Raw genomic sequence first — 18,281 nt, 5'->3', positions numbered from 1 at the left:
TGCTGCGCCACTTAATATTTGAGGATACGACAGATGAGCATGAACGATTATGCGGACCGAATCAGCCAGGCGATTCTTGCAGAAGAATCGGGGATTGGCGCAGAATGGCTCGCCCAGCTGGAGTCGATCACGCTGCGCAGCAGCGGCGCGGCGCGCGAGCAGTTGCGCGCGCACTGCCAGCAGCTGCTCAAAGCGTTCGCTGTCGCGACCCGCAGCGGTGAACTCGAGAACATCGAGCACCGTTCGTGGGACGAAGTGCGCGATCTTCTCAGCGAAATCTCGGCCACCCGCGCCAAGGCCGGCTCCACCCCGGCCGAAACGGCAACGCTCGTGTTCTCGCTCAAGCAGCCGCTGTTCGCGCGCCTGCGCGACGTGTTCGAAGCCGATGCCGATGGCCTGGCGATCGCCTCCTGGACCGTCAACACGCTGATCGACAAGCTGGGCCTGTTTACGATCGAAGTGTTCCAGAAAACGAAGGACCAGATCATCGTGCGCCAGCAGCAGGAGCTGCTCGAGCTGTCCACGCCCGTGGTCAAGCTGTGGGACGGCATTCTGGCGCTGCCGCTGATCGGCACCCTCGATTCGGCCCGCACCCAGGTGGTGATGGAAAACATCCTGCAAAAGATTGTCGACACGGGCGCCATGATCGCGATCATCGACATCACCGGCGTGCCGACGGTCGACACGCTCGTTGCGCAGCACCTGATGAAGACCATCGCTGCGGCGCGCCTGATGGGCGCCGACTGCATCATCAGCGGCATCCGGCCGCAGATCGCGCAAACCATCGTGCACCTGGGCGTGAATCTGGAAGACGTCATCACCAAGGCCACGCTGGCCGATGCGTTCCTGGTCGCGCTCGAGCGCACCGGCGCGTCGATCATGGTCAAGAACGCAGCCTGAGGCGATCGCTATGGAACGTATCCCGATCCTGCGCATGGGTGACCTGCTGCTCGTGACGATCCAGGTCGACATGCACGATCGCCTGGCGATGCAGCTGCAGGACGACCTGACCCAGCGCATCGTGAGCGACAGCGCCAAGGGCGTCCTGATCGACATCTCGGCGCTTGATCTGGTCGACTCCTTCATCGGCCGCATGATCAGCAACACCGCCGCCATGGCGCGCGTGCTCGATGCGCGCACCGTGGTGGTGGGCATGCAGCCGGCGGTCGCGATCACGCTGGTCGAACTCGGCTTGACCCTGCATGGCGTGCAGACGGCGCTCAATGTCGAGAAGGGCATGGCGCTGCTCGGAAAGAGCTATCGATAATGGTCGACGCGCAAACCCGGACGGTGCTGTTCGAAACGCCGTTGCTGGAGCACCGCTGCGCGCAGCGTACCGGCCGCGTGACCTTGCGCCTGCGTACCGATGAAGACGTGGTGGGCGTGCGCAAGCAGGTGCGCGAGCGCGCGGTGGCAATCGGCCTGTCGCTGATCGACCAGACCAAGCTGGTGACGGCGGCAAGTGAGCTGGCACGCAATACCATCAAATACGGCGGCGGCGGCGAGGTGCATCTCGATGCCTTCGACGACGGCGCACGCCCTGGCATCGGTCTGTTGTTCATCGACGACGGCCAGGGCATCCCGAACATCGAGAGCGCATTGCGTGACGGTTTCACCACCGGCGGCGGCCTGGGCCTCGGCCTGGGCGGCTCCAAGCGGCTGGTCGACGAGTTCGACATCGACAGCCGTCCGAATGAGGGCACCGCGGTGCTGATTATCAAATGGAAACGCTGATCAGTTCTCAGTCGTCGCACTTCGTCTTCAACCTGACCCATGCCAGCGATGTCGCGGCCGTGCGCCGCGCCGGCCAGAAAGTGGCCGACTCGCTGGGCTTCAATGACCTCAAGGCCGGCCAGCTGGCTCTGATCATCACCGAAGCAGCCACCAATATCCTCAAGCACGCCGGCGAAGGTGCCATGCACGTCGGCCCGGCCCAGTCGCCGGCCGGCATCGGCGTCGATGTGCTGGCGCTCGACAAGGGCCCCGGCATCGCCGACATCGACAACTGCCTGCTCGATGGCGTCTCGAGCGCCGGCACCGCCGGCACGGGCCTGGGCGCGCTGGTGCGCCTGTCCGATGAATTCGACGTGTACACGCGGCGCGGCGAAGGTGCCGCGTTCTTCATGCGTCTGTGGCGCGACGAACCGGCCCCGCATCCGCGCGGTGTCGAAGTGGGCGCGCTGTGGGCGCCGATCGCCGGTGAAGACGAATGCGGCGACGGCTGGGCCGTCTCGTGCGGCGACGATGGCGCCACCATCCTGGCGTGCGATGGCCTGGGCCACGGCCCGAATGCAGCGGCGGCCACGAATGCGGCAATCGATGCACTGGCCGGGCGCGGTCCGGTCGGGGCCGGCGAAATGGTGCACGCAGCGCACGAGGCGCTGCGCGGCACGCGGGGCGCTGCGCTGGCGGCGGCGCGCATCGATTTCTACAAGGACGAACTGAGTTTCGCCGGTGTGGGCAATATCGCCGGTGTCGTGATCGACGACGACCGGCGCGCGCTGGTCTCGCACAACGGCATCGTCGGCGCCAATATGCGCAAGGTGCAGGAGTTTACCGTGCCGTTTCCGCCCGGCGCGCTGTGCATCCTGTGCTCGGACGGCATTCAGACCCAGTGGGACCTGCACAAGTATCCGGGCCTGCACGGGCGCGCGCCGGCGCTGATCGCGGCTGTGCTGATGCGCGACTTCATTCGCGGGCGCGACGACGCGATGGTTGTCGTCGTGCGCCGGGTAGCAGGCCTCGCATGACCGCCCTGCGCATCCTCAGCGTTGGCCTGGACCGCGAACAGGATGTGGTGCTGGTGCGCCAGCGCGCGCGCCAGATTTCGGCCTTGCTGGGACTCTCGCAGCAGGACCAGGTGCGGGTCGGCACGGCGGTATCCGAAGTCGCGCGCGGCGCCAGCTACCAGGGCCCCGGCGGGCGCGCCGTGTTCCAGCTGTGCGAACGCGACGGGCGCCAGCATCTCGAAGTCCTGATCAGCGCCGGGCAGCCCCTCAGCGCCGATGCCGGCGACCCGGCGGACCGCGAGATGGGACCCGAGTCGCTGCGCGAACTGGCGATCGTCACCGCCCATCGTTTGATGGACGCGTGCGAAGTCGACCCCGGCGAAACCGGCGCGACCAGGGTCACGGTGCGCAAGGCGCTGCCGGCGCACGAGCGCATCACGCCGGCGCGCCTGGCTGAAATCGGCGCGCGTCTGGCCGACAGCCCGGACGCCAGTCCCCTGCACGAGCTGCAGATGCAGAACCAGGAGCTGCTGTCGACGCTGGCCGAACTGCGCGAGCGCCAGGAAGACCTGATCTCGCTCACGCGCGAGCTGGAGGACACCAACCGCGGCATCGTGGCGCTGTACGCCGAGATCGAAGACAAGGCCGAGCGCCTGCGCCGCGCCGACGAAATGAAGTCGCGCTTTCTGTCCAACACAAGCCACGAACTGCGCACGCCACTGTCGTCGATCCGCGCGCTGGCCCAGTTGCTGCTCAACCGGATGGATGGCGACCTGACCGAAGAGCAGGAGCGCCAGGTGAGCTTCATCGCCACCGCGGCCAACGATTTGTCAGAGCTGGTGAATGACCTGCTCGACCTGGCCAAGATCGAAGCGGGGCGGGTACAGGTACAGGTCGAGCCGGTGGTGGTCGAGAACCTGTTCCGCGCGCTCAAGGGCATGCTGCGCCCGCTGGTGGACGAGGGCCGCGTCGAACTGGTGTTCGAGCCATCCGGCGTGCAGGCGCCTTTGCTCTCGGACGAAGGCAAGATTTCGCAGATCCTGCGCAACTTCATTTCGAACGCACTGAAATTTACCGAGCAGGGGTCGGTGCTGGTGTACGCCGCGCACGATCCCGAAGCCGACACGATCGCGTTTGCCGTGGCCGACACGGGCATCGGCATCAGCCACGAGAACTTGCAACTGATCTTCGAAGAATTCAGCCAGATCGAGCATCCGCTGCAACGGCGCAGCAAGGGCACCGGTCTCGGTCTGCCCCTGTGCCGCAAGCTGGCCGAACTGCTCGGCGGGCGGGTCGATGTGGCCAGCACCGTCGGTGTCGGTTCCACCTTTACCCTGACCCTGCCGCGCACCCTGGCGCCGACGTCACCAGCATTTGACCCCACAGGATCATGAACTCCCATCCGACCCAGATTCTCAACGTTGACGACAACGACGGCGCGCGCTACGCCAAGACCCGCATCCTGCAAAGCGCCGGCTTCGAGGTGCTGGAAGCGGCCAACGGCACCGACGCGCTGGAAATCGTGCGCAGGACCTTGCCGGCGCTGGTGCTGCTCGACGTGAAGCTGCCCGACATCAACGGCATCGAAGTGTGCCGCCGCATCAAGGCCGAATCGGACAGCAGCACGGTGCTGGTGCTGCAGACGTCGGCCGCGCTGACGGGCCGCGCCGACAAGATCCGCGGCCTGGAAGGCGGCGCCGACAACTATCTGGCCGCGCCGATCGAGGCCGATGAACTGATCGCCAACGTCAACGCACTGCTGCGCATGCGCCAGATCCAGGTCGACCTGCGCGACAGCGAAGAACGTTTCCGCCAGTTAACCGACAACATCGACGACGTGTTCTGGATGTTCTCGGTGCCGGCGCGCGACGTGGTGTATGTCAGCCCGGCGTATGCCACCGTGTGGGGCCGCAGCGCCGAGGCGCTGGGCCAGCAGCCCGACGACTGGCTCGCTGCTGTGCACCAGGACGACCGTGCGCGCATGGCGGCGCGCTGGGAGCGTGTAGCGTTCGAAGCCCACTACGACGACGAGTTCCGCATTGCCGGCGCCGACGGCCAGGTGCGCTGGGTGCGCGACCGCGTGTTCCCGGTGCGCGATGCGCGCGGCCAGGTGGTGCGGGTGGCGCGCGTGACCAGCGACATCACGGGCCGGCGCGAAATGGAGGCGCTGCTGCGCGCCGCCGACAGCAACAAGAACCAGTTTTTGGCGACGCTGGCGCACGAGCTGCGCAACCCCCTGAGCCCGATCCGCAACGCGGCCGCGCTGCTGGGCGCCATCGGCGAAGGCGCGGCCGAGCGCCAGGCGCATGCGCGCGACGTGATCACGCGCCAGGTCGATCACCTGGCGCACCTGGTCGACGACCTGCTGGACGTGGCCCGCATCTCCGAAGGCAAGATCGTGCTGCGCAATGAAGAAGTCGACATCAACGGCGTGATCGCCCAGGCCATCGAGACGGCGGCGCCTTTGATCAACGCGCGCGGGCACCACCTGAGCGTCGAGCAGCCGGACCACCAGATCTGGGTCTCGGGCGACCCGGTGCGCCTGGCCCAGTCGGTCGGCAACCTGCTGCACAACGCGGCCAAGTTCACGCCCACCGGCGGCGAAATCCATCTGGCCGTGCGCATCACCGACAGTGCGCGCGTGTGCATCTCGGTGCGCGACAACGGCATCGGCATCGCCAGGGACAACCTGCCACGCATCTTCGGCATGTTCACCCAGGTCGAGGTGCCGCCCGACCGCGCGCCGGAAGGCCTGGGCATCGGCCTGTCGCTGGTGTCGCACCTGCTCGAACTGCATGGCGGCCACCTGTCGGCAACCAGTGACGGCATCGGCCTTGGCAGCACGTTCACCGTCGACCTGCCGCTGCTGCATGTCGGCGCCGGCGCGGCCGATGCGACGGCAACGCAACCAACCCCCGAGTCGCAGAGCGGCGGCATGCGCGTGCTGCTGGTGGACGACAACGTCGATGCGATGGAGATGATGGGGTTCCTGCTGGCCGAGATGGGTTACGAGGCGCACACCACCGCCGACGCCAACGAGATCGAAGCGTTGGCCGCGCGCCACGAGCCGCACGTGATCGTGCTCGATATCGGCTTGCCAGGTGTGGATGGCTACCAGGTAGCGCGTCGCATCAAGAGCAATCCGCAACTGGCGCATATCCGCCTGGTGGCGCATACGGGCTACGGTTCGCCGGAAGACCGCCGCCGCGCGCACGAGGCCGGGTTCGATGCGCACCTGGTCAAGCCGGCGGAGTTGTCGGATCTGGAAGCGGCGCTCCGGGGCTAACCCGGTTCAGGGTCAGGCCAGCAAGGCCACGGCCTTCACCTGCGCCCACACCGCGCTGCCCGGCGCGATCGCCAGTTCGCGCCGCGAACGCTCGGTGATCCGCGCCAGCAGCGCCGTGTCACCGACCAGCAGGCGCACCAGCACCTGGCCGGGCGTGCCGCTCGGGCCGACCGCATCGACCCGCGCCGGCAGGATGTTCGTGATGCTGCTGCCGCGTGGCCGTTCCAGCGCCAGGCTCACATCGCGCGCATGGATGCGGCAGCGCACGCGGGTGCCGATGGCGACGTCGCGCTGGCCCACCAGCAGCACGCCGCCGGCGAACGCCAGGTGCGACAGGCCATCGGCGTCGTGCGCTTGCAGCGTCGTTTCCAGCATCACACCGGCGTCGTCCTGAAAATTCGCCGCCAGGTCCAGCCGCGCGAGCGTCGCAGCCAGCGGGCCGCTGGCCAGTACGCGGCCTTCTTCCAGCACCACCAGGTGATCGGCCAGGCGCGCCACTTCGTCGGCCGCGTGGCTGACATACACGACCGGCAGCGCCAGTTCGTCGTGCAGGCGTTCCAGATACGGCAGGATCTCGAGCTTGCGTCGCATGTCGAGCGCAGCGAGCGGCTCGTCCATCAACAGCAGGCGGGGCGAGGCAAGCAGCGTGCGCGCAATGGCCGCGCGCTGGCGCTCGCCGCCCGACAGCGTGGCGGGACTGGCATCGAGCAGGCGTTCGATGCCGAGCAGTTCGGCTACCGCCAGCAAGTCGAAGCGGCGCTCGGCGGGCTTGAGGCGCTTGCGTCCGAACTCGAGATTGGCGCGCACGGAGAGGTGCGGGAACAGGCTCGCTTCCTGGAACACGTAGCCGATGCCCCGCTCGTGGGTCGGCACGAATACCTTGCGCGCATCGTCCTGCCACACTTCGTCGCCCAGCGCGACGCGCGCACCGGCCACACGCTCCAGGCCCGCCAGCACGCGCAGCAGCGTGGTCTTGCCGGAACCCGAGTGACCGAACAGCGCGGTTACGCCGCGCCCGGGCAGGGCCAGGTCGACATCGAGGTTGAACGTGCCGCGGTCGATCCGGCATGCGAGCGAGATGGGTATCATCGCTGCGTCCCCCGCATCGACTGGGGATACAGCGTGTACAAGGTAAGCAGCACGACAAAGCTGAACACCAGCATGCCGCCGGCCAGCCAGTGGGCCTGCGCATATTCCATCGCTTCGACGTGATCGTAAATTTGGGTGGAAACGACGCGCGTCTTGTCGGGGATGTTCCCGCCGATCATGAGCACGACGCCGAATTCGCCGATCGTGTGCGCAAAGCCGAGGATCGCACCGGTGACGAAGCCGGGGCGCGCCAGCGGCACGACCACCGACCAGAACGTGTCCCACGGCCCGGCGCGCAGCGTGGCGGCCACTTCGAGCGGGCGTTCACCGATGGCCTCGAACGCATTCTGCAGGGGCTGCACGACGAACGGCAGCGAATAGAACACCGATGCAATCACGAGGCCCGTGAAGGTGAAGGCAAGCGTACCGAGCCCCAGCGCGCCGGTCAGCTGCCCGAGCGGACCGTTCGGCCCCATCGCCAGCAGCAGATAAAAGCCGATCACGGTCGGGGGCAGCACGAGGGGCAGGGCGACGAGCGCGCCAACGACGCGCTTGGCGCGCGAGCGGGTGCGCGCCAGCCACCATGCCAGCGGCGTGCCAAACAGCAGCAACAGCAGCGTGACGAGAGTCGCGAGCTTGAGCGTCAGCCAGATCGCGGCGAAGTCGGACGCGTCGAGCATGTGCCTAGACTTCGTAGCCGTAGGCGCGGATCAGCGCCTTGGCCTTGTCGCTGCGCAGATAATCCAGCAGCGCCTGCGCGGCCGGGTTCTTCGCGCCGCGGGTTAGCAGCGCGGCATCCTGGCGGATCGGTGCATGCATGGTCGCCGGAACGATCCAGCCCGAACCGGCCGTGAATCTGCCGTCGCGCCAGACCTGCGCCTGCGCCACGAAGCCCAGTTCGGCGTTGCCCGTGCTGGCAAACTGGAAGGCTTGCGCGATGTTTTCGCCCTGCACCAGACGTGGTTGCAGACGCGCGGTCAAGCCCAGCTTGTCGATGACGGCCGTTGCCGCCGCGCCGTACGGGGCCGTCTTCGGATTGGCGATGGCCAGGTGCGTGAAGTCGCCCGTCTTGAGCACGGCGCCAGCCGCATCGACGTAGTTGGCCTTAACCGACCACAGCACGAGGCGGCCAATTGCGTAGGTAAAGCGGCTTTTGGCGACGGCCTGGCCTTCGGCTTCCAGCCGCGCCGGCGTTTCATCATCGGCCGACAGCAGCACCTCGAACGGCGCGCCGTTGCGGATCTGCGCATAGAATTTGCCGGTGGCGCCACTGGCGACGACGGCCTTGTGGCCCGTGTCCTTCTGAAATTGCGCGGCCAGCTTTTCCATCGGGCCGGCGAAATTGGCGGCCACCGCCACCTGGACGTCGCCAGCATGGGCCGTTCCCAGGCAGGTCACCACGGCAAGCACACTGGCAAAGAATTTCATGTCGTCCTCGAGTCGTAAAAAGCGCTATAGTCGCAAGTATATAACGGATTCTGGAGCGCACATGGATGACAGGCACATCGCTCTCGAGGGCACCGTCTGGATGACGATCGGTGGTGAGCAGCTCGGCGGCACGAACCGGGTCGGCTTGCTGGCGGCGCTCGCGCAATGCGGTTCGATCACGGCGGCCGCAAAACAGGTCGGCCTGAGCTACAAGGCGGCGTGGGAAGCGATCGACACGATGAACAACCTGGCCGGCGAACCGCTCGTGCAGCGCTCAACCGGCGGCAAGGGCGGTGGCGGCACGCGGCTGACGGCGCGCGGCGCGCAACTGGTCGAGAACTTCACCATGGTCGAGCAACTGCACCATGATTTTCTGGAACGGCTCAACCGGCAGGCAGCGGGCGTGGCCGACGATGTCGCCCTGTTTTCGAGGTTCAAAATGCGAACAAGCGCACGCAATCAGTTCTTTGGCACCGTCACGCGCGTGCTGCCGGGTGCGGTCAATGACGAGATCGAACTTGCCATCGCCGGCGGGCAGAAGATCGTTGCGATCGTTACGCGCGAGAGCGCCGACAACCTGGCGCTGGCGCCGGGCCGGCAAGTGTTTGCGCTGATCAAATCGTCGTCGGTGATCGTCATGACGGCGGGCGAGGGCGTGCGGCTGTCGGCGCGCAATCAGCTGGCCGGCACCGTTGCGCGCCTGACGCGCGGCGCCGTCAATGCCGAGGTCGTGATTGCGCTTGGCGGCGGCGGCACGGTTGCCGCGACCGTGACAAACGAAAGTGTCGATACGCTGGGGCTGGCGGAAGGGCTCGCTGCAACCGCCGTGTTCAAGGCGTCGAGCGTGATTCTTGGGGTGCCCGAATAAACGGTGGTAATGTATCTTTTTTCCCAACACTGAAAGGCGATCATGTTCAAGCGTATGGCGGCAGAAGCACTCGGCATCAGCGATATCGGCGTCATTGTCGGCCCGGCCGACTACGGCAATGTCGATGCGGATGACTACCTGTTCACCGAAGACGGCGAGCAGATCTTCTTTCTCATCAAAAGCAAGAAGGATGAATACTGCTTTACCAATCTTGGCCTGATCCATGTGGATGGCGAATCGGCCATGTCGTCGAAACGCGCGATCAAACGCTACGATTACGCGTCGTACCAGATCAGTGGCGTGACCATCGAAACAGCCGGCACGCTCGATATGGATATCGAGCTCAAATTCAATCTGGACGACACGAAGTTCTCCATCGACGTCAAGAAAGCGTTCATCGAACAGCTCAAGGACATCTATAAAGCGCTAATCTCGATCGGTAAACAGCAGCAACGCGATGCGGTTTGCCGCGGCAACGCGCTGCGTACGCTGGATGCCACTGCATCGGTGCACAAGCTCAATATCGCACCGGGCGCCGGTGGCCTGGTCAGCCAGTTCGACGAATTGCTCACCGCATTGAATACGGCAATGCTCGAGACCTACACCAAGCGCGATTTCAGCGACGTGTACACCAAATACATTCACAACTGACCAGATTGAAAGACGCCGGGCCTGGAGCATGCACTCCAGGCCCGGCGTCCGTTACTTCGGGCGAACTGAAAACGTTCAGGGTTCGCGCTTGACGGTGCCCTGATCGTACTGATCGTCATCGGTCTGGCTAGGGGGCAACTGGCCCTGCTGATTGGCGTTTTCGCCGGACTCCTGCGTGTCGGGCTGGATCTGGCCGCCCTGGCTGTTGCCGCTATCAATATTTGCTTTGGTATCCTTGCTTTCGTTCTGCATCGACATGGTGACCTCGCTGTTTGGAATGTGGCTTCATCATAGTTCCGGCTCTTGCGCGCACGAATAGTCCCATGGCGGCCAGGGGTGTAGGACAACGCTGGCGAACGTTGCCAGCAAGCGACGTTGCTGATGTGCTCTGGATAGACGCACCCAACCCGTCTTGGCCCGCATTGGTTAACCAGCGCACGGGTTTCAGAAGTCAGACAGGTTAATGTGAGCATTAACTACCGTCCGGGCCGCCCATGCTGAATCAATCTCTTTATCATTCATTTTTTCTGAATGCCCCCATCGGTGCGTATATCCTGTCGCCCAGTTCAGACCCGATCATTTTGGATGTCAACGACGCATTCTTGCGCAATGTGGCCCATACCCGTGAGGAGCTGGTCGGGCGGCCCTTGTTTCAGGCGCTTCCGTCGGATCCGAACGACCGCCTGGACACCGGGGTCGAAGCGCTGCGTGCCTCGATCGCACGCGCCATCGACACCGGCGAGCCGCAGTCCATGCCGACCCAGCGCTACCCGATTCGCTCCACCAACGCGGACGGGGTCGAGATCTTTGTCGAACGATTCTGGAATGCCGTCAACACGCCGATCTTTGACGACAACGGCGTCTTGCTGTGCATCTATCACGTGACGATGGAAGTCACCGAGGGCAAGCGGGCCGAGGAGGCATTGCGCTTGAGCCAGCAAGAAGCGCTTCTTGCCGCACGGGAGGCCGAGGCCGGACATGCGCGTCTGCATGCGGTGCTGCAGGCAACGCCAGTGGGCATCATGATGGCCGACACGCAGTCCCAGGTCCTGGAATCGAATGCGGCCCACGATGCGCTGTGGAGCCGTCGTTCGCTGCCCAGGCATACCCGGATCGATTTTTCGGAGTGGAAGGGCTGGTGGGCCGATCATTCGGAGCGCCATGGCCGCCGCCTTGCGCCGGACGAATGGCCATTGGTGCAGGCACTGCGCAGCCGTCCGCAAACACATGTAGCCAGGTGGTGGCCGGCGTCGTGGCGATGCTCGATATGACTGAGCGTCTGAAGGCAGAAGAAGGCTTGCGCGACGCCGATCGCCGCAAGGACGAATTTCTGGCGATGCTGGCGCACGAACTGCGTAATCCGCTCGCGCCGATCATGGTCGCAGCCGAGTTATTGGGCCGCAAATCGACTGATGCCGCTCAGGTGGAGCGCACCAGCGCAGTCATTTTGCGGCAGGTGCGGCACCTGACCGGGTTAGTCGACGACTTGCTCGATGTGTCACGTGTCACGCGCGGACTGGTCGTCATCGACAAGCAGCGCGTCGACCTGCGGGTGCTGCTCGAACAGTCGGTGGAGCAGGTGATGCCGCTCGTGCAATCGCGGCGCCACCGACTCGATGTGCCGCCGCAGGCTACTGCCCTGATCGTTTGCGGCGATGCCAAGCGGCTGATCCAGGTATTGACCAACCTGCTCAACAATGCGGCCAAGTACACCGCGCCGGGTGGTGTCCTGCGCGTCGAGACAGGCATCGAAGGCGGATGCGTCCATATTGCCGTCAGCGACAACGGAATCGGGATGAGCGAGGAATTGATCACGCGCGCATTCGACCTGTTTGCCCAGGCTGAGCGCAGCGCCGATCGTGCGCAGGGTGGCCTGGGCATCGGTCTTGCCGTCGTCAAGCGGCTGGTCGAGCTGCATGATGGGGCAATCAGCGCCAGCAGCAGTGGGCTTGGTAAAGGGAGCCGCTTCGTGGTGACGTTGCCGCTGGCACCGCCGGCCACCACGTCGGACTCCCCGACGCCGGTGCTGGTGTCGGTCGACCCGGCAGGCTCGCTGCGCGTGATGGTTGTGGATGACAATATTGATGCGGCTCAGATGCTGTCGCTGAGAATCGCGGCAGATGGCCACGAGGTCAGCACTGAACACACCGCAAGCGCCGCCTTGCACGCTGCCAGGGTGGCGCCGGCCGATGTCTACCTGCTCGATATCGGTTTGCCGGAAATCGATGGTTTCTCGCTGGCGCGGCGTCTCCGCGCGAATCCATCGACCGCCGATGCCGTCCTGATCGCCGTGACGGGATATGGCCGCGATGAGGACCGCGCAGCATCGAAGCAGGCCGGGTTCAACTTTCATTTTGTCAAACCGGTCGACGGCGGCGACCTGGTATCCCTGCTGGCAGAAATCTCCGACAGCCGGCGTCGTGCCTCGCTGCGACAGCACGCGACCTAACGCTGGCGATGCGCGCGTGGCCCGGCTGGCGGCGCCCGCGTTGGACAGGGCATGTTCGTGAGCCCGGTCCCACGTAACAACGTGAGCGCGTCAGCCGTCCACGAGTTCCGGCGCCGTTTCAGCCGGCCGGGCCGCCACCAGGCGCTCGACCAGATCGGACAGCGCCATGGGCCGGCAGAACAGGTAGCCTTGCATGCATGGGCTGCCGTGCTCGTTCAGGAAGTGCGCCTGTTCGGCTGTTTCAATGCCCTCGGCAACCACGCGCAGTTTGAGATGGCCTGCCATGGCCAGGATCGACTGGACAATCGCGGTGCCATTGATGTCATGCGGCATATCGCGCATGAAACTCTTGTCGATCTTGAGTTCATACAGCGGCATGCGGCGCAGATAGGCCAGGTTCGAGTAACCGGTGCCGAAATCGTCGATCGAAAAGCGGATGCCGAACTGCGCCAGCTCGCCCATGCGTGCAATCGTCAGGTCCAGGTCGTCGACCAGCAGCCCTTCGGTCACTTCGAAAATCAGCTGCTGTGGCGGCACGTTGCAGGCGCCGATGATCGCCTGAACCTGTGACACGAAATCCGGCTCGCGGAACTGGCGCGGGCTGATGTTGATCGACAGCGGCAGCGCATGGCCCACCCGGTCGAGTTCGCACCAGGTCAGACAGGCCTGGCGCAACACCCAGGCACCGAGCGCCACGATCTGGCCGGAGGCTTCGGCGACCGGGATGAAGACGTCGGGCGGTATCAGCACACCGTCCGCCCGGCGCCAGCGCAGCAGGGCTTCGGCGCCGATGGGCGTTCCCTCGGGGTCCACCTGCAGCTGCAGATGCAGTGCCAGTTCATCGTTGACCATGGCATTGGCAAGGTCGCGCTCGAGAATCAATTTGTTTTCGGCTTCCGCCAGCATCCCGGGTTCGAACAGGGCTACCTGATTGCGCCCGCCGTCCTTGGCGTGATACATCGCCGTGTCCGCTTCGCGCAGGAGGTCCGGTACGGTATGGCCCGGTCTCGTCGGCAGGGCAATACCGATACTGCCCGACAGCCGGTACAGCTGGCCGTCGATCAGGACGCTTTCGGTGATGGCTGCGCGGACCCTGCCGGCAAGCGCCAGGGCGGCACCGGTGGCGCTCCCGGTGCTGCAGTCCAGGTGTTCGGCCAGCACGACAAATTCGTCGCCACCGAGCCGCGCCACCGTATCCTGCTGGTGCACGGCACGCGACAGGCAGGTGGCGATATGCCGCAGGACGGCGTCGCCGGTCGCATGGCCGCGCGCATCGTTGACATGCTTGAAGTTGTCCAGGTCGATGTACAGCACCGCGCCCATGCCGTCGCCCGCATGCGCCCGCGCCAGCATCAGGTCCAGTCGTTCCATCAGCAGCCGCCGGTTCGGCAAGCCGGTCAGGACGTCGAAGAATGCCAGCTGGTGGATGGCATCGGCAGCGCGGCGCCGTTCACTGATGTCACGTCCGACGGCAACCCAATGGGTCACCTCATGGCTTTGATTGGCAAACGGCACCATCTCCACCTCGATCCAGCACGGCTCGCCGGACTTGGTGTAATGGATCATTTCACCCGCAACCGGCTCCTGCCGGGCCATCGCACCAGCGATCTTGCCGACAATCGCCGCATCGGTATCGGGTCCGTGCAGAACACGCAGGCTGCGTCCGATGATTTCATCGGACCGGTAACCGCTGCGGCGCTCGAACGCAGCATTTGCAAAGATGACCGGGTGCTCCGGGCTTTTCTCGTCGCCAACCCTGGCGATCAGCACCATGTCGTTCAGCCCGGCCAACGCTGCGGAGGTCAGGCGCAAATCGTCGTTGGAGGCGGCCAGCGCCTCGGCCACGAAGCGCTGGCTGTTCAGCGAGGTGGACAAGCCCTTCAGCAATTTGCCGCAGGTGAGCGTGATGAACGCGCCGACGCACGTGTAGTTCAGGGTGAAGATAGCCACCGTGGCGAATGAATTGGCATCGCCGTTCTGTATTGGAAAGTGGATGTAGCCGGCAAGGCCAAGCACCATCATGGCGACGGCGCCGAGTGCCAGCATGACCAGTCCCGCAGGCAAGCCCAGCAGGATGACCGACATCACCGGCGCCGACAGCAGGTATAACAGGCCCAGGGTCCCGACCGTGATCATCGTGCAAACCGCCGCGCTGAACAGCATGACGAGGTAGTTCAGGACACGCAGCCTGTAATCGAGCGCATCCATACGCGAGATGACAAGGATCCAGACCAGTGCCACTGCATCCATCAATGCAACGGCCGGCAAGTCACGATAGACGGCCAGTGCTGCGCTGGGTACCACGCCGACGAGCACAAGAACGCGCAAGGTTGACATCAGGGAAGCGAAGATGCGGACGCGCCATTGGGCAATATCGGCGAGATCGGTCATGACGGGACAAAGACCAGAGATATTGTTCTTTGGTCACAATTGTTGTATAAGGGAAATATGGTATCATTTTGTGGAAAATCACGCGCTGGACACGTCCATTGTTGTGCGCAATAAACACGAAGTTGTAAAAATGGCGTGGATATTGAACAACGCCACGTCATGATCAACTGCGCGGCCACCCGCCCATCGCATTTGCACGACGCGTTGACTCTGGTGCGAATGCACTGACATCAAGAACACCCATACCATTTCTTTACGGCAAACTAGCGCTGCTGTTCCGGATCGCGTGCGAGGATCAATTCCCGCTACGCAAAAGGAATCCTCATGAAGCACGATCAGCCGCCGCGCCGCGATTTTCTGCGCTATGTCGGCACCATGGCCGCCTTGTCCACACCAGCGCTGCAGGCCGCGGCCAGCGAGCAGAACAGGGTCAGCTTCCCGCCCATCTTCGACAAGTCCGAAAAGCCGGAAAAGACCGAACCGCCGGGCGATTCGTGGGGTGAGCGGGTGGGCGTCGCCGTGGTCGGGCTCGGCCGCATCGCCATCGACGAGATGCTGCCCGCCTTCCAGCGAAGCAAGCATGCAAAAGTCGTGGCGCTGGTCACGGGGGACCGTGACAAGGGGCTGAAGGTCGCACGCCAGTACAACATCCCCGAGAGCGCCGTGCTCGACTACAAGGACTACGACAAGCTGGCGCAGATGGCGGACGTGAAAGGCGTGTATATCGCGCTGCCCAATCATCTGCACCTCGACTACACGGTGCGCGCAGCGCGTGCCGGCAAGCACGTGCTGTGCGAAAAGCCGATGGCCAACAGCGCAGCCGAGTGCCGCCAGATGATCGACGCTTGCCGCAAGGCCGGGCGCCAGTTGATGATCGCCTACCGCAGCCAGTACGAAGCGCTGGATCGCACGCTGATCAAAATGGTCGGCGACAAAAAGCTGGGCGCGCTGAAGGAATTCAACTCGGTCAACTCCCAGAACATGGGCGACCCGCAGCACTGGCGCCTCAGGAAGGCGCTGGCGGGTGGCGGCGCGCTGCCGGACATCGGTATCTACTGCATCAATGCCGCGCGCTTTCTCAGCGGTGAAGAACCGACCGAGGTGTTCGGCAGCATCTGGTCGACGCCAGGCGACGCGCGCTTTCGCGAAGTCGAGGAATCGTGCCAGTTCGTCCTGCGCTTTCCAAGCGGTTTCTCGGCCACCTGCAGCACCAGCTATTCGGCGCACAAGTCGCAGATGTTCCGCCTGAACGGGTTCGAAGCATGGGCCGACATGGACCCTGCGTATGCCTATCACGGCAACAAGCTGCGGATCACACGCGTGGTCGACGGCAAGGACCAGACCAGCGAGATCCCGGCCGGCAAGACCAACCAGTTCACGCTGATGATCGACCACTTTGCCAGCTGCATCCAGCAAAACAAGGACGTGCACACGCCGGGCGAGGAGGGACTGCAGGACCAGCGCATCATGGATGCGATCTACGAATCGGCGCGTAGTGGCCGGGTCGTCAAGCTCAAGCCGCCCGCAGGCAAGACGCGTGGGCCTGAGCCGGACAGCGCCGATTGAACACCTTTGCTGCCTGCTGCACCGCAGCCAGTGGAAAATCGCGGCTGCGGCGTTCATGTTATGTTGAAAACTCATTCCCTTCGAGATAAAAAACACCATGAAATTCAACCTGCAATTTCTTGAACACGATGTATCGATCGACCAGGATACCTGGACTGCATTGGCCACGACGGGCAGTGATGTGTCGCTTGAAAATGTTCGGGCCGCCGTTCTGGGCGTGCTGGAACGCGGCGGGGTATTCACGGTAGACGACAGCAATAACCAGGTCGTGCGACGCATCGAGACGTCTGCCGAGTTCGAAGGTTATATGCAGGAAATCGGGACCCAGCGCACCCAGTTCCAGCAGGAACAAGCCTGAGTTCGCTGGCGCGCCGCCATCCCCGTGCGCGCCAGCGCGCAGTCAGAATGAATCAGGAACTGCCTCTTCCCAACTCTTGAAGCGAGTCACGATGCCATTTTCACGCACTTTCCGCAGCACGTTCCGCAGCACATTCCGTCACACCGTCCTCGCCGCCAGCCTGCTGGCTGGGCTGTCCCAGGCCGGCGCGCACGCTGCGTCGCTTCCGGCGCCATTCGATACCCAGCTGGCCGCTGACTTCCCCAAACTCGAAGCCTTCTACCGTGACCTGCACGCCAATCCCGAACTCGGTTTTGCAGAGCACAAGACCGCCGCCAAGCTGGCCGAACGGGCCAAGGCGCTCGGCTTCGAGGTGACCACCGGCGTTGGTGGCACCGGCGTCGTGGCGATCCTCAAGAATGGTCCGGGGCCGACCGTGATGCTGCGTACCGAGATGGATGCGCTGCCGGTGCTGGAAAAGACCGGTCTGCCGTTTGCCAGCAAGGTCACGACGAAAAATGCCGCCGGTGACACCGTGCCGGTGGCGCATGCCTGCGGTCACGATCTGCACATGGCTGCCTGGTATGGCACGGCAAAACTGATGGCGGAAAACCGCAAGGCCTGGAGCGGCACGCTGATGCTGATCGGCCAGCCGTCCGAAGAAGCCTTGACCGGCGCGGCCGCCATGCTCAAGGACGGCCTCTTCACGCGCTTCCCGAAACCGGATTACGCGCTGTCGATGCATGACGACGCGTCGATGGCGTCGGGTACGGTCATGTGGCATGCCGGGCCATTCCGCGCGTCGGCCGACACCGTCACGATCACGATGTTCGGGCAGGGCGGCCATGGCGCCGTACCGCATGAAACGCGCGATCCGGTGGTAATGGCGGCGCGGCTGGTGATGGCGCTGCAGACCCTGATCTCGCGCGAAAACAATCCACTCGACCCGGTCGTGATTACGGTTGGCAGCGTCCAGGGCGGCACCCAGGCCAATATCGTGCCGGATCAAGTGAAGCTGGCGCTGACAGTGCGCACCTTCCGGCCCGAAGTACGCCAGCGTGTCCTGGCCAGCATCGCCCGCGAAGCCAAGGGCGAAGCGCTTGCCGCCGGCGCGCCGAAGGAGCCGCTGGTGGAAGTCAAGACCGGCACCGATTCGGTGGTCAACGATCCACAGCTGGTGGCGCGCGCCGTCAAGGCGGTCGAGCAGGCCGTCGGCCCTGATTTTGTGAAAGAAATGCCGGCCAAGATGACGTCTGAAGACTTCGCCATGTATGGCCAGCAGCCCGGTGTGAAGGCGCTGCTGCTGCACGTGGGCGCGGTCGATGCTGGTCGTCTCGAGGCAGCGAAAAAGGCTGGCAAGCCCTTGCCGGGCACCCACTCGCCACAATGGGCGCCGGATCTCAAACCAACGCTCACCAATACCATCAAGGCCGAGACGGCGATCCTGCTCGACCTGATGGCGCCACAGCGCTAGGCGCATCTTCACA

At 64.4% G+C, this 18,281-nt stretch carries 18 protein-coding genes; 13 read left to right on the top strand and 5 right to left on the bottom strand.

Annotated elements, in window-relative coordinates:
* The first annotated feature begins 33 nt into the window (after positions 1 to 33).
* From AC56LH_RS11870 to AC56LH_RS11845, 6 genes are read left to right on the top strand one after another with little or no spacing between them, the layout of a single operon-like run.
* Entirely contained in the window at positions 34 to 900 is an 867-nt protein-coding gene (locus AC56LH_RS11870) for an STAS domain-containing protein (protein WP_499646232.1), read from the top strand.
* A gap of 10 nt (positions 901 to 910) precedes the next feature.
* Positions 911 to 1,267, top strand: coding sequence for an STAS domain-containing protein (locus AC56LH_RS11865; protein ID WP_183555342.1), 357 nt, complete (start codon positions 911 to 913; stop codon positions 1,265 to 1,267).
* Positions 1,267 to 1,734 (top strand): anti-sigma regulatory factor, encoded by a 468-nt coding sequence (locus tag AC56LH_RS11860; RefSeq protein ID WP_499646230.1) that lies wholly within the window; start codon positions 1,267 to 1,269, stop codon positions 1,732 to 1,734. The genes AC56LH_RS11865 and AC56LH_RS11860 overlap by 1 nt, the downstream gene beginning before the upstream one ends.
* Complete coding sequence (locus tag AC56LH_RS11855) at positions 1,722 to 2,750, top strand: SpoIIE family protein phosphatase (protein WP_499646228.1); 1,029 nt, start codon at positions 1,722 to 1,724, stop codon at positions 2,748 to 2,750. Before AC56LH_RS11860 ends, AC56LH_RS11855 begins: the two co-directional genes overlap by 13 nt.
* Complete coding sequence (locus tag AC56LH_RS11850) at positions 2,747 to 4,123, top strand: ATP-binding protein (RefSeq protein WP_499646226.1); 1,377 nt, start codon at positions 2,747 to 2,749, stop codon at positions 4,121 to 4,123. Before AC56LH_RS11855 ends, AC56LH_RS11850 begins: the two co-directional genes overlap by 4 nt.
* Positions 4,120 to 6,015 carry an ATP-binding response regulator gene (locus AC56LH_RS11845; protein ID WP_499646224.1) on the top strand — a complete coding sequence of 632 codons (1,896 nt, stop codon included), beginning with the start codon at positions 4,120 to 4,122 and terminating at the stop codon, positions 6,013 to 6,015. Before AC56LH_RS11850 ends, AC56LH_RS11845 begins: the two co-directional genes overlap by 4 nt.
* 12 nt (positions 6,016 to 6,027) lie before the next feature.
* On the opposite strand, the gene modC is transcribed toward AC56LH_RS11845, so the two are convergent.
* From modC to modA, 3 genes are read right to left on the bottom strand one after another with little or no spacing between them, the layout of a single operon-like run.
* The gene (gene modC, locus AC56LH_RS11840; RefSeq protein WP_499646222.1) at positions 6,028 to 7,104 is read right to left on the bottom strand and encodes a molybdenum ABC transporter ATP-binding protein; all 1,077 of its coding nucleotides are present in this window, start codon (positions 7,102 to 7,104) and stop codon (positions 6,028 to 6,030) included.
* Positions 7,101 to 7,784 carry a molybdate ABC transporter permease subunit gene (gene modB / locus AC56LH_RS11835; protein WP_258834921.1) on the bottom strand — a complete coding sequence of 228 codons (684 nt, stop codon included), beginning with the start codon at positions 7,782 to 7,784 and terminating at the stop codon, positions 7,101 to 7,103. The genes modC and modB overlap by 4 nt, the downstream gene beginning before the upstream one ends.
* Before the next feature lie 4 nt (positions 7,785 to 7,788).
* Positions 7,789 to 8,532, bottom strand: coding sequence for a molybdate ABC transporter substrate-binding protein (gene modA, locus AC56LH_RS11830; protein ID WP_499646220.1), 744 nt, complete (start codon positions 8,530 to 8,532; stop codon positions 7,789 to 7,791).
* A gap of 61 nt (positions 8,533 to 8,593) precedes the next feature.
* Between modA and AC56LH_RS11825 the strand changes: the two genes are divergently transcribed.
* Complete coding sequence (locus AC56LH_RS11825; RefSeq protein ID WP_499646218.1) at positions 8,594 to 9,400, top strand: TOBE domain-containing protein; 807 nt, start codon at positions 8,594 to 8,596, stop codon at positions 9,398 to 9,400.
* 42 nt (positions 9,401 to 9,442) lie between these two features.
* Positions 9,443 to 10,051, top strand: a complete 609-nt coding sequence (locus AC56LH_RS11820) for a PH domain-containing protein (RefSeq protein WP_499646216.1) — start codon at positions 9,443 to 9,445, stop codon at positions 10,049 to 10,051.
* Positions 10,052 to 10,126: 75 nt separating this feature from the next.
* Here the strand turns inward: AC56LH_RS11820 and AC56LH_RS11815 are convergent, their stop codons facing one another.
* A complete protein-coding gene (locus AC56LH_RS11815; protein ID WP_499646214.1) occupies positions 10,127 to 10,309 on the bottom strand; it encodes a hypothetical protein in 183 nt (60 codons plus the stop codon).
* Positions 10,310 to 10,545: 236 nt separating this feature from the next.
* Between AC56LH_RS11815 and AC56LH_RS11810 the strand changes: the two genes are divergently transcribed.
* Together AC56LH_RS11810 and AC56LH_RS11805 are read left to right on the top strand one after the other, a co-directional pair.
* Positions 10,546 to 11,322: a PAS domain-containing protein gene (locus AC56LH_RS11810; RefSeq protein WP_499646212.1), complete on the top strand. Its 777-nt coding sequence runs from the start codon at positions 10,546 to 10,548 to the stop codon at positions 11,320 to 11,322.
* Entirely contained in the window at positions 11,238 to 12,500 is a 1,263-nt protein-coding gene (locus tag AC56LH_RS11805) for a hybrid sensor histidine kinase/response regulator (RefSeq protein ID WP_499648457.1), read from the top strand. Before AC56LH_RS11810 ends, AC56LH_RS11805 begins: the two co-directional genes overlap by 85 nt.
* Positions 12,501 to 12,590: 90 nt before the next feature.
* Here AC56LH_RS11805 and AC56LH_RS11800 read toward each other — a convergent pair whose 3' ends face one another.
* On the bottom strand, positions 12,591 to 14,891 hold the full coding sequence (locus tag AC56LH_RS11800; RefSeq protein ID WP_499646210.1) for a putative bifunctional diguanylate cyclase/phosphodiesterase: 2,301 nt from the start codon (positions 14,889 to 14,891) through the stop codon (positions 12,591 to 12,593).
* 324 nt (positions 14,892 to 15,215) lie between these two features.
* Between AC56LH_RS11800 and AC56LH_RS11795 the strand changes: the two genes are divergently transcribed.
* From AC56LH_RS11795 to AC56LH_RS11785, 3 genes are all read left to right on the top strand, one after another.
* Positions 15,216 to 16,457, top strand: coding sequence for a Gfo/Idh/MocA family protein (locus AC56LH_RS11795; protein ID WP_499646208.1), 1,242 nt, complete (start codon positions 15,216 to 15,218; stop codon positions 16,455 to 16,457).
* Between the two features lie 97 nt (positions 16,458 to 16,554).
* Positions 16,555 to 16,815, top strand: a complete 261-nt coding sequence (locus AC56LH_RS11790) for a hypothetical protein (protein WP_499646206.1) — start codon at positions 16,555 to 16,557, stop codon at positions 16,813 to 16,815.
* 91 nt (positions 16,816 to 16,906) lie between these two features.
* Complete coding sequence (locus AC56LH_RS11785) at positions 16,907 to 18,268, top strand: amidohydrolase (RefSeq protein ID WP_499646204.1); 1,362 nt, start codon at positions 16,907 to 16,909, stop codon at positions 18,266 to 18,268.
* Positions 18,269 to 18,281: the final 13 nt, after the last annotated feature.

The organism is Telluria sp. LT1R51-2 (genome assembly GCF_059685775.1).
This window is presented reverse-complemented; position numbering and strand designations above follow the sequence as displayed.

Bases quoted from the DNA above. Each gene is read 5' to 3' on its own strand.
- AC56LH_RS11805 (WP_499648457.1), top strand. From the start codon at position 11,238: ATGGCCATTGGTGCAGGCACTGCGCAGCCGTCCGCAAACACATGTAGC.
- AC56LH_RS11795 (WP_499646208.1), top strand. From the start codon at position 15,216: ATGAAGCACGATCAGCCGCCGCGCCGCGATTTTCTGCGCTATGTCGGC.
- AC56LH_RS11800 (WP_499646210.1), bottom strand. From the start codon at position 14,891: ATGACCGATCTCGCCGATATTGCCCAATGGCGCGTCCGCATCTTCGCT.
- AC56LH_RS11845 (WP_499646224.1), top strand. From the start codon at position 4,120: ATGAACTCCCATCCGACCCAGATTCTCAACGTTGACGACAACGACGGC.
- AC56LH_RS11825 (WP_499646218.1), top strand. From the start codon at position 8,594: ATGGATGACAGGCACATCGCTCTCGAGGGCACCGTCTGGATGACGATC.
- modC (WP_499646222.1), bottom strand. From the start codon at position 7,104: ATGATACCCATCTCGCTCGCATGCCGGATCGACCGCGGCACGTTCAAC.
- AC56LH_RS11870 (WP_499646232.1), top strand. From the start codon at position 34: ATGAGCATGAACGATTATGCGGACCGAATCAGCCAGGCGATTCTTGCA.
- AC56LH_RS11865 (WP_183555342.1), top strand. From the start codon at position 911: ATGGAACGTATCCCGATCCTGCGCATGGGTGACCTGCTGCTCGTGACG.
- AC56LH_RS11850 (WP_499646226.1), top strand. From the start codon at position 2,747: ATGACCGCCCTGCGCATCCTCAGCGTTGGCCTGGACCGCGAACAGGAT.
- AC56LH_RS11815 (WP_499646214.1), bottom strand. From the start codon at position 10,309: ATGTCGATGCAGAACGAAAGCAAGGATACCAAAGCAAATATTGATAGC.
- modB (WP_258834921.1), bottom strand. From the start codon at position 7,784: ATGCTCGACGCGTCCGACTTCGCCGCGATCTGGCTGACGCTCAAGCTC.
- AC56LH_RS11785 (WP_499646204.1), top strand. From the start codon at position 16,907: ATGCCATTTTCACGCACTTTCCGCAGCACGTTCCGCAGCACATTCCGT.
- AC56LH_RS11855 (WP_499646228.1), top strand. From the start codon at position 1,722: ATGGAAACGCTGATCAGTTCTCAGTCGTCGCACTTCGTCTTCAACCTG.
- AC56LH_RS11860 (WP_499646230.1), top strand. From the start codon at position 1,267: ATGGTCGACGCGCAAACCCGGACGGTGCTGTTCGAAACGCCGTTGCTG.
- AC56LH_RS11790 (WP_499646206.1), top strand. From the start codon at position 16,555: ATGAAATTCAACCTGCAATTTCTTGAACACGATGTATCGATCGACCAG.
- modA (WP_499646220.1), bottom strand. From the start codon at position 8,532: ATGAAATTCTTTGCCAGTGTGCTTGCCGTGGTGACCTGCCTGGGAACG.
- AC56LH_RS11820 (WP_499646216.1), top strand. From the start codon at position 9,443: ATGTTCAAGCGTATGGCGGCAGAAGCACTCGGCATCAGCGATATCGGC.
- AC56LH_RS11810 (WP_499646212.1), top strand. From the start codon at position 10,546: ATGCTGAATCAATCTCTTTATCATTCATTTTTTCTGAATGCCCCCATC.